The sequence below is a fragment of the Synechococcus sp. B60.1 genome (assembly GCF_047462555.1).
Taxonomy (GTDB): Bacteria; Cyanobacteriota; Cyanobacteriia; order Thermostichales; family Thermostichaceae; genus Thermostichus.
This window is the reverse complement of record NZ_JANSJN010000076.1, coordinates 4,309-13,824: the sequence shown is the minus strand read 5'-3', so window position 1 is coordinate 13,824 and position 9,516 is coordinate 4,309. Positions and strand designations below refer to the sequence as shown.

Below are 9,516 nucleotides of genomic sequence, written 5' to 3'. Positions count from 1 at the left end.
ACGTCGGCCTCCAGCCGCAGGGTGCCGTCCGCCTCAAACTGGATTTGCGAGCTGAGGATGTAGACCCCTTTCAAGATATGGGTTGCGCCCATCACGGCCAGCACCGGCTTCATGGCAAAGTCGATGGCCAGCAGGTGGGCCAGCGTTCCGCCTGTGGCGATGGGGAGAATCACCTTGCCGGTAAAGGCATCTTGGTCTAGCAAATCCAGCAGTGCCTTAAACACACCTGGGTAAGAAGCTTTGTAAACAGGGACGGAGAGAATGATCCCGGCGGCCTGGGCCACCTTTTCCTGAATCTGCTTGAGTTGAGGGCTCTCGAAGTTGACCCGCACCAGATCCTCTGGCGGCAAGTCCCGCACCGAGACAAACTCCGTTGTCAACCCGAGACCGGACAGGATCCCGGCAGCGTGATGCAAAATCGCTTCCGAGCGAGAAGGAGTGCTGGGACTACCGGAGAGCAAGAGGATGCTGGACATAGGTTGCAGACAGAAGGCTGCCTCAGTTGTATCAGGGATCCCACGTGCAAGATGATGATAAACTAGAAGAGACAGGGCTTCAGGATGCCGGGCCCGGTTCTGTGCGGGCGTAGTTCAGTGGTAGAACGCTAGCTTCCCAAGCTGGATGTCGTGAGTTCGAGTCTCATCGCCCGCTTCTGGATCCGCAAAACCCTCTCTCGCCGCTGCCGATCCCAACCTACCCCTAGCCAGTGTCGAGGTTGAAGGGAGGAGTGGCAGCACGTAGCTTCTGGAGGCAAGAGCAAGCTGCCCTGCTGAACTGGCCAGGGATCTTGCTAGGACATCTGCTGAAGGGGCACTTCCAGCCCCACCTGCGAGGCAAAGGTTGGCGGGCAACGATGACCGAACAACGCCGCCAGATCCAGCGGTTGCTCAGGGACAATCCCAGCCTCAAGCCCGTGGCAGCCCCGCAAGAAGCTTATCAGGACGGGATCCTGGTGGTGGTGAGAGAAACGCCCCTGTCTGAGACAGATCTGCCGGCCCAGTGTCCCTGCACATTAGAGCAGGTGATGGATCCCGACTTTTACCCTGGCAAGGAAGATCCCCCGTGATCTGCTCAGCCCGCCGAGCCGGCAGCAGGGCCCCTGTGGGTCTCCACCGGGTTGTCCACCACTCGTCGCAGCACGCCGTTGACGAAAGCGGCGGCCTCCGGATCCCCGTATTTTTTGGCCAATTCTACAGCTTCGTTGATGGCGACCTTGTCGGGGCTGCTGCGCAGGATCTCCATTTCCACCACTGCCAGGCGCAGGATATCGCGCTCGATCCGCCCCACCCGCTGCAGTTGCCAGCCTACCAAAACCCCTTGTAAACGGGCATCGATAGCCTCCTTATGGGTGCGCAGGGCAGTCAACAGTTGGAGAGCATAGGTGCGCACCTCTTGCGCTTGGGCGATGTGCAACAGCTCCGGCATGGAGAGGGCAGCTCCCAGCCGGTTGACCGCCTTTTGGGACAACTGAACGACCTCATCCAGGATGTGGCGGACGCTGTACAGCCGTTGTTCCATGTGTTCCAGGGCTTGGCCGGCGTTGCTGAGGGCCACTTGGGCTTGGTGGGCCAGCTCCAGCAATTCTCCCGGCGCGGTGTCGCGGGCGTTGGCCGCCTTCAGAGCCGTTTCCAAGCGTTGTAGATGTCGTTGGGCCTGCTGAAGGCGGACAGTAAGGGAGCGAGATCCGCCCTCTTCCTTGGCATCAGAAGCAGCCAATAACAGGGGATCACTCTCGTGCAACAGGCGATCGCTGCGCTGAATTTCTGCCGCCGCCGTGGAGAGAGTTTCATGGGTCTCTTCCTGCAGGGCGCGGATGGCTGCCAGCAGCAAGTCCTCCAGTTGTTTTTCGCTCAGTTTGGCCGCCGTGGCTGGCAGTTGGTTGACCCCTAGCAGGGCCAGTTCGCGGGCAACACGCCGAGGTTGCATTGCAGAATACCCATGCTTTTAAACGACTGCCCCATCCCGCAAGGCGGTGCTACCGGGCTTAGCCATGCTAGCAGGCTGCGGCGGGGCAAGGAAGAACCCGAGGCCTCGCTGTCAACTCGCCTCGGAAGGGCGGCTCAACACGCGAAACACCAACGATGAACTCTGCTCTTCGCCAAAGCGAGATTGGCTGGAGACCGAGAGGGTGAGCCGCCGCTTGCTGCGGGTGATGCCCACGTATAGCAGCCGCAACCGCTCTGCAGCCAAGTCTAGAAAGGCCTGTTCGGTAGGAGAGTTGGCCTGCAGCTCCCAATATCTTCTGCGGCTGAGCTCTCGCAACTGGGCCAGGGCCTCTGCCTGCATATCCACATCTTCCAAAAAAGCTAGGCCAAGGCGACGCTCTCCGTACTGGGCGGGAAACTCGTAGGCCGACACCTGGGGGATGAAGACCTGATCCCATTCCAAACCCTTGGCACGGTGCAGCGTAGCAACGGTGATGCTGCCCGGCTCGGGGTTGAAGGCAAAGATCTCCGAGGGCAGGTTGTTGAGGCGGTAATCCAGAATCACCTGAAATTCTTGGGCAATCTCCTGCCAATCGACCTCAGGCAGGGATCCCAGCACCTGCTCCAACTGGTCGATGACGTAGCGACCCACAAACAGTTCTTCCGGCTTGCGGTAGAGGCTTTGGACAACTACATTCAGCACTTCCGGCCAAGGGGAGCGCCCAGCCCGCAGCCAAGCCCCCAGGGTGCGCAGCAGCCTGCCCAGGCTTTGCCAAGAGGGGCTATCCGGCAAAGTAGGGGCTTCCCCAAACTGGGGAAAGAGCAGCCGCTCCGGCAGCGAGGCGCGGATCCAGCCCAGCATCGGCTGCAGCTCAGCCCGTGGGATCCCGGCCCAGTCGGCTAGGTGATCCACAGCAGCGGCCAGGCGAGCGGGGACAGTGGGCTGTGCCAACCAGTCGATTATTCCCTTGAGTTGCAGCAGCACCCGCCGCTGGCTGGGGTTGCCCCGCAACAGGTCGATCACCTGCTCTGCCCCCAGTTCCCGCAGGTAGTCGAGGGCCTTGCCCCCCAGCTCGTTGGTGGTGACCAGAATGGCCACCGTCTGGTCGGGGAAAGCTTGGGCGGCTGCCAGGGCCCACCGTGTTACCTCCTGCAGCTCCTCCTCCGGCGATCCGGCTACCCGGCGAAACTCCACCTGCCCCTCGCTGGCCGGGGGATTCTGGCCACCAGTGGTGGCCGGACGAATGTGCTGGGGAGCCAGGGCGGTGCGCAGGGCCGGGATGGGGTGCTTCTGGTTTACCCAGTCCACTAGGCGGTTGGCCAACTCGAGGATCTGGGGGGCGCTGCGGCTGGACTCTTCTAGGATTACTCGGGGACTGGCCTGACAAAAGTCACGAAACAGCCGCGGCTCGGCGGTGGTGAAGGTGCCCATGATGCTTTGGTTGGGATCCCCCACCCGCACCAGGTTGCCGGTGCGCTGGCTGAGCAACCGCAGCAGCTCTTCTTGTAGGGGGGAGCTGTCCTGGGCCTCGTCCTCGAACAGGTAGTCATACCAACTTTGCACCTGCTGCCCCAGCGCCGGGTCGCGCTCGATCAGCTCCACCGCCTGCCAGCCCAGGTCGTCGTAGTCCAGCTTGCCCAGGCGGCGCAGCTCCGCTTGGTAGGCGGCATAGATCGGAGCCGCCCAACCCAGATAGCCCTCCCTGTCAGCAGGGATCTGCTCCGGCCCCAGACGCAGATTCTTGGCCGTGCTAATCACCGCCTGCACCATCTGTTGGAAGCTGCGCCGGAACCGCGTCCGGTTGCGAACCACCTTCTGGTGGGAATCGTCGGGGGGAATCAGCGGCTCCCAGAGGTAAGTGTGGTGGGCGAGCCAGGCGCGGCAGAGACGGCTGAGCAGGCGCTCCTGTTCATATCCCTCCAGGATGGACAGCTCTTCCCAAGGGCCGGGGGCCTCCCGCAACACCCGCAGCGCTAGGGAATGCAAGGTAAAGGCTTGGGTAAAGCGATCTGGGTAGCCCGCCTCTTGCAGGCGTTGGTTGATACGGCGCAGCAGATTGACCCGTGCCGAACGCATGTAGGTGAACACCCCGATGCGATCCGGTGGGATCCCTCGCTTCAGGATGAGATCGGCGATTAGCAGCTCCAGGATGAACGTCTTGCCGCTCCCCGGAACTGCCGCGATCCCCAGAGGCCCCGAGCGATACGCCAATGCCCGTTGCTGTTCTGGACGCAACGCGACTTGGGAAAAAGGAGAAGCAGCCAAGCCCACCCTCGGATCCCTACCTAGCCGAGGATAAAAGTCTCGATGGCCGCCACCACTCCATCTTCGCTGACGGGAGGAGCCACCCAATCGGCGTGGGGCAGCAAAGCCGGCGAGGCATTCCCCATGGCCACCCCGATCCCTGCATACCGCAGCATCTCAATGTCATTGTCGCCATCGCCGATGGCCATCACCTGCTCCGCTGACACCCCCAGCAGCTCTTCCGCCAGAAAACGAACGGCATTGCCCTTGTTCACCGCCGGATGGGTGGCCTCCAGAAAAATCGGCTCCGAGCGGGTGAGGTAGATCTGCTCAGGAGAATACCGCTGCCGCAGGGATCCCTGTAATGCCTGCAGAAACTCCGTATCTTCCGAAACAGCTAGGATCTTGGTGGGGCTTTTCCCATATTGGGCGGGGGAAAGCATCTGGAGCGGCACCTGGGAGCGCTCGGCATAGGCTTGGCTGAGGGGGCTGAGCTCTCGCACATAGAGCTGGTCATCGATGTAGAGGTGCACCCCCACCGGCTGATCCTGCAGCACCTGCAACAGCTCCTCCGTCAGCGACCAGTCCAGGCTCCAGTGCTTCAAGGTCTTTTGGCTGTCGGGATCCCGAATAAGCGCCCCCTGATAGCTGCAGAGGGGCATGTCCGCTCCAATGGCGTAATGAAACCGCTCAGCAGAGCGATGCATCCGACCTGTGGCAATGGCCACCCGCACGCCTGCAGCCTTGGCTTTTTGAATGGCCTGCCGCACCGGCTCCGAAACCTGGTTGGAAGGCCCCGCAATCGTGCCGTCGATGTCCACCACCAACAGCCGAATGTCCCTCTGGATCCAGGCTCCCTTTTCCCTTTTTTTCTCCTGGACTTGAGCTTCTGCTCCAGTTTGCATTGCCCCTCCTCCTGGCAACCTCCCAGACCCTAACACGACTGCTGCGGAGTTTGTCGATAGTCAAACTAACCCGAGCTCGATGGGAAATTGAAATTGATGAAGAATCTCGATAGGGATTGAATACCTCAAATAGCCGGCTGGGGGATCGGATCCCTGCCCTCTGCTGTCTAGGGAAAGAGCATACAATTGAGGAAGACTAGCCCCGTGATGGACAAAAACACCGTGAACATGCTGAAACGAATTGGTCGCGTCTGCCGGCCTTTGCTAGCCGTTGCCTTGGCCTTGATCTTGGCTTTGGCTCCTGTCAGTACTGTCTGGGCCCGCAGTGGTGGTCGCATTGGCGGTGGCTCTTTCCGCTCTCCGACCTTCTCTGCCCCCCGCTCGGCTCCGGTGTACCCCAGCTATGGAGGGGGGTTTGGGTTTCCCCTAGTGGTGCCCTTTTTCTGGGGTGGTGGTGGCGGCCTGCTGACACTGCTGCTCTTGATTGGGGCCGGTAGCTTTCTGGTGCGCAGCTTGCGCTCGGCTGTTTCTGAAGATGGCGACGAGGGGGTTGCTGACCTGCCGGTAACGGTGGCTCAGGTAAAAGTGGGCCTGCTGGCCAGCGCCCGACAACTGCAAAAAGACATGAACGCCCTGGCTCTGGAAGCGGATACCCAATCGCCGGAAGGGCTGAGCCAGTTGTTGCAAGAGGTCACCCTCGGCTTGATGCGCTACAGCGACTACTGGGCCTATGGTCATGCCCAAGCAGAGAAGCTGCCCCTCTCCCGCGCCGAGTCTCTGTTCTATCAAGCTTCCCTACAGGAGCGCAGCAAGTTCAGCGCCGAAACCCTCAGCAACCGCAACAACCAGATTCAGCAGGTTCCCCAAGCAGTTCTGAAACGCGCTGCTGCCGGAATCCCGGATGTCGGCGAGTATCTGGTCGTTACTCTACTAGTTGCGTATCGAGGCAACTCAGGTACACTACCTGTAGTTAAATCTGCGGCGGATCTGCGGCAGTGCCTGCTGCAGTTGGCCTCCATTCCGGCGGAGCGAATTGTGGCCATCGAAGTGCTGTGGACGCCGCAGTTGGAAGGAGACACCCTGTCGGCAGAGGCGCTGTTGACCGAGTACCCGGAAATGCGGCTCCTGTGAGGGCGCTGGGGTGAGAAGACGGCTGCTGTCGGCTAGGGGTCTCACCGCCAAGGGAGGTTCTATGTCCGGGTTTGATGCTTCGGCAGACAGGAGCCGTCGTTCTCCTTGGGCTGCATTGGGTTACACGGGTCAAGCAGATTCCCTGCTGGATGAGCTGCTTGAGGATTTGGAGCACAGCCTTGAAGAAGGGCTGGTGGAAGAGTACCCCTATTGGGGCACGCGCCCGCCTCTGCCTTTGCGGCGCTCTTCTATTGCCTCAGGGATCCTACTGGGTTTGGCTTTGGCGACCACTCTGGTGGCAGGGCTAGCCTTCTGGATGACCCTGCGCCCCCGGCCAGGAGTCTTTTCTCAGGCCACTCCTCCTCGGCTGAGGGATCCTTTGACTGAGGCCCCCGATTCTCCCAACTCCGATTTCCTGCTGGCCCAGGAACCATCCCTGCCCCCATCTGCGGGAGGTGGAACTCCTCGAGATCCATCTGCGGAAGTTTCGTCTCAGGAGCCACCTGGGACAACCTTGGCCAAGCCGGAGGCGAAAACACTCTCTGCAACTCCGCCGGTGGCTGCCGCTCCTACCCTTGCAGCGGCAACCAGTGCTCCTCCTCCCCCGAGGGTAGCCGCTCCGCCGGCGTTGGCGCGGATCCGGGCCCAGCCTGTGCCGCAGATGAAGCTGGTTGGGTTGATCCACGATCCAGGCGATCCCAAGGCTCTGATTCTGATTGACAACGTGGTGCGACAGGTGCCGGTTGGCCAGGCGGTGAAAGCAGAGTGGCGGGTCACCTCCATCAGCCCCTACGGGGTGAGGGTAAGCAATGGCGCTCAAAGCGTCACCTTGCAATTGGGGTTGTCGCAACGGATCTAGCTAGATATCCTTCTTTCATCGGGAGAGCGATCCCCGTGGAAGGTTGGATCAAAAAAGGGAGAAGGGGCAGATGAAATTCGCCAAGCTGGGGCGAATGAGCCGCTGCAAAGTGGGATTGGGCTTAGCTTTGGGGTACCTCTGTCTCGGTCTGTTCGCTTGTCGCAGTGCGCCCCCCTCTTCTGGCTCTCCATCTGGGATCCCAGCGGCCTACGCCCATCGCCCGCAACTGCAAGGGAAGGCAGTGGTGGAGTTAGAGGTGCAAACTGCCGAAGGAGTGGGCAAGGTTCTCTTGGAGATCCACGGGGAGGAGGCGCCCCTTACTGCCGGCCAGTTTGTGGATTTGGTGCAGCGGGGCTTTTACAACGGTCTCACCTTCCATCGGGTGGAGAAAGATCCCCAGCCCTTTGTGGTGCAGGGCGGGGATCCGCGGGGGGATGGCACCGGCGGCGCCACCGAGCCGGGCAGCAACCGCTTGCGCACCATCCCTTTGGAGATCCAGGTGCGCGGGGAGCCTCATCCCCGCTACAACACCTTGATTGAGGATCCCATCGCCCTGAGCAAGCTGGCCTTGCCCCATCGCTTGGGGGCAGTAGCCATGGCCCGTTCCAGCCCTCTCGACTCGGCTTCTTCCCAGTTTTATATCGCCCTCTCTGCTCTGCCGATCCTGGATGGGCGCTATGCCGTGTTCGGCTATGTCATCGAGGGGATGGAGTGGGTGGAGCGCCTCCAGGTGGGGGATGTGATCCGCTCGGCGCGGGTGCTGGAAGGAGCGGACTTGCTCAGGTATCCAGCAGGAGCAGATCAGACGGCGGCCCCCGGCGGTTTATGATAGGCAGCAGCTCTGCTGCTGGTTCGGCTGTCGTGGCTTGGGGAGGGGAGAGTTTTGTGCTCGCCCTCTCCAGCAACCTGTGGGCGCCTTTTCATGCATGAAGACGCTTTTTCTCCTCTTGAACCCCTAGACGAGCTGCCACCTCACTCGCCGCCGGAGGTGGATGTGGAGCGGATGCTGCAGCAGTTGCAGGATCCGGATCCCCGTTTGCGGATGCAGGCAGCCCGCGCCTTCTGTGAGATCGAAGAACCCCGCGCCATCCCGCGCCTATTGGCTTTGCTCAGGGATCCCTGCCCGTTGGTGCGGGTGGGAGCAGCCTATGCCCTGGGTCGCAATCCGGCTCCCGCTGAGGTGGAGGTGCTGATCGACAGCTTGCGCCGGGATTGGAATGGCTATGTACGCAAAGGCCTGGTGTGGGCCCTGGGCAATGCTAAGGATCCCCGCGCCTATCCGGTGTTGCTGGAAGTATTGGCTGAAGATATCGCGGCAGTGCGGCTTTGGGCGGCCAGCGCCCTCGGACAATTGGCCCAAGCTCAGGTGTTGTCCGGCCCGGCTCTGCAGGAGGTAGCGGCAGCCCTCTGTCGGGGTTTGGCCCACGATCCGGTGGCGGCAGTCCGCGGCAACTGTGCCTGGAGCCTGGGGATCCTCGGGCAACAGGTGAGACTGGCTCTCGAGGATCCCACCGTTTACGCGATGTTGAAAAGGCAGTTGCTGACAAGCGCCAGCTGCGATCCCGATTGGGGAGTGCGGGATGATACGCGGCTTGCCCTCCTAAAGTTGGCAGATCCCGACTTGCCGGAGCAAGCGGATAACCTTAAGTAAACTACCCGACACGACTACCCCCAGCCCCTCTCCCTCAGGGAGTCAGCCCTCACCCCCAGCCCCTCTCCCTCAGGGAGAGGGGAGTTAGGGATCGAGGCAACGAACGGTTTCATTGCCATTTGAAACGACTGTAACTGGGCGGCGGCTTCAGCGCACCAGATCGAGCAGCCAGGCAAAGTAGAAGCGGCTTTGAATGGTTTGCCGTTGTTGCACTTTCCAGCCCCACTCAGTAAGGTGGCTCACCAGCGTCGCCTCGCGGTGCTGATAGGCGCGGGTGGTCTTGCTGGGGCCGGGGAAAAACTCCCCCACTTTCTTCAGCAGCGTCAGCCAGGGAGTTTTGGGAGCAAAGCTGAAGAGCAGACGAGACTTGGCCAGTCCGGTCAGGTGCCTGAGCATGCGCAGGGCGTCGGCTTCGGGATAGTGGATCATCACATCCAGGCAGACGACGACATCGTACTCCCCTGTCAGTTCCTCCAAATCCAAAACCTGAAACTGGGGGTTGTCTGTGGATCCCAGCTCCATCTGTTGGCGGCGACGCGCTTCGTTGACCATTTGCTCGGAAATGTCGCTGGCGAACACCTGCGCCCCGCGGGCGGCCAAAGGCAAGCTAAGGCTGCCCACCCCACAGCCGGCATCGCAAATGCGCAAACCGGAGGGATCCCCCAGCCATTGCAACACCGTCTCGACCGTGCGGGCATGGCCCAGTCGAATATCTTTTTGGACGAAATTGACTTCCTCGTTGCCGTAAATGCGGCGCCAGCGCTCGAAGCCGACCGTGTTGAAATAGTTGCGGACGATGG

Annotated in this window: 10 protein-coding genes and 1 tRNA gene; 6 read left to right on the top strand and 5 right to left on the bottom strand. The window is 61.2% G+C overall.

Annotated features, from left to right (window positions below):
* Positions 1–476 (bottom strand): NADPH-dependent FMN reductase (gene ssuE / locus NW863_RS09375; protein WP_414365937.1); only part of this gene is annotated, 476 nt, incomplete at its 3' end.
* Between the two features lie 103 nt (positions 477–579).
* Between ssuE and NW863_RS09370 the strand changes: the two genes are divergently transcribed.
* Both NW863_RS09370 and NW863_RS09365 read left to right on the top strand, forming a co-directional pair.
* A tRNA-Gly gene (locus tag NW863_RS09370) sits at positions 580–651 on the top strand.
* 76 nt (positions 652–727) lie between these two features.
* Positions 728–1,066 (top strand): DUF29 domain-containing protein, encoded by a 339-nt coding sequence (locus NW863_RS09365; RefSeq protein WP_414365936.1) that lies wholly within the window; start codon positions 728–730, stop codon positions 1,064–1,066.
* Between the two features lie 5 nt (positions 1,067–1,071).
* On the opposite strand, the gene nusB is transcribed toward NW863_RS09365, so the two are convergent.
* From nusB to NW863_RS09350, 3 genes are all read right to left on the bottom strand, one after another.
* Complete coding sequence (gene nusB, locus NW863_RS09360; RefSeq protein ID WP_414365935.1) at positions 1,072–1,926, bottom strand: transcription antitermination factor NusB; 855 nt, start codon at positions 1,924–1,926, stop codon at positions 1,072–1,074.
* A gap of 111 nt (positions 1,927–2,037) precedes the next feature.
* A complete protein-coding gene (locus NW863_RS09355; protein ID WP_414365934.1) occupies positions 2,038–4,197 on the bottom strand; it encodes an ATP-dependent helicase in 2,160 nt (719 codons plus the stop codon).
* A gap of 14 nt (positions 4,198–4,211) precedes the next feature.
* Complete coding sequence (locus tag NW863_RS09350; protein ID WP_414365933.1) at positions 4,212–5,075, bottom strand: Cof-type HAD-IIB family hydrolase; 864 nt, start codon at positions 5,073–5,075, stop codon at positions 4,212–4,214.
* Between the two features lie 207 nt (positions 5,076–5,282).
* Between NW863_RS09350 and NW863_RS09345 the strand changes: the two genes are divergently transcribed.
* The 4 genes from NW863_RS09345 to NW863_RS09330 all read left to right on the top strand — a co-directional run bounded on the left by NW863_RS09345 (position 5,283) and on the right by NW863_RS09330 (position 8,716).
* Entirely contained in the window at positions 5,283–6,206 is a 924-nt protein-coding gene (locus tag NW863_RS09345) for a DUF1517 domain-containing protein (RefSeq protein ID WP_414365932.1), read from the top strand.
* A 61-nt stretch (positions 6,207–6,267) separates the two neighbouring features.
* Positions 6,268–7,065 (top strand): hypothetical protein, encoded by a 798-nt coding sequence (locus NW863_RS09340; protein ID WP_414365931.1) that lies wholly within the window; start codon positions 6,268–6,270, stop codon positions 7,063–7,065.
* A 70-nt stretch (positions 7,066–7,135) separates the two neighbouring features.
* Positions 7,136–7,894 carry a peptidylprolyl isomerase gene (locus tag NW863_RS09335; RefSeq protein ID WP_414365930.1) on the top strand — a complete coding sequence of 253 codons (759 nt, stop codon included), beginning with the start codon at positions 7,136–7,138 and terminating at the stop codon, positions 7,892–7,894.
* A 93-nt stretch (positions 7,895–7,987) separates the two neighbouring features.
* On the top strand, positions 7,988–8,716 hold the full coding sequence (locus NW863_RS09330) for a HEAT repeat domain-containing protein (RefSeq protein WP_414365929.1): 729 nt from the start codon (positions 7,988–7,990) through the stop codon (positions 8,714–8,716).
* 147 nt (positions 8,717–8,863) lie between these two features.
* Here the strand turns inward: NW863_RS09330 and bchM are convergent, their stop codons facing one another.
* Positions 8,864–9,514, bottom strand: coding sequence for a magnesium protoporphyrin IX methyltransferase (bchM, locus tag NW863_RS09325; protein ID WP_414365928.1), 651 nt, complete (start codon positions 9,512–9,514; stop codon positions 8,864–8,866).
* Positions 9,515–9,516: the final 2 nt, after the last annotated feature.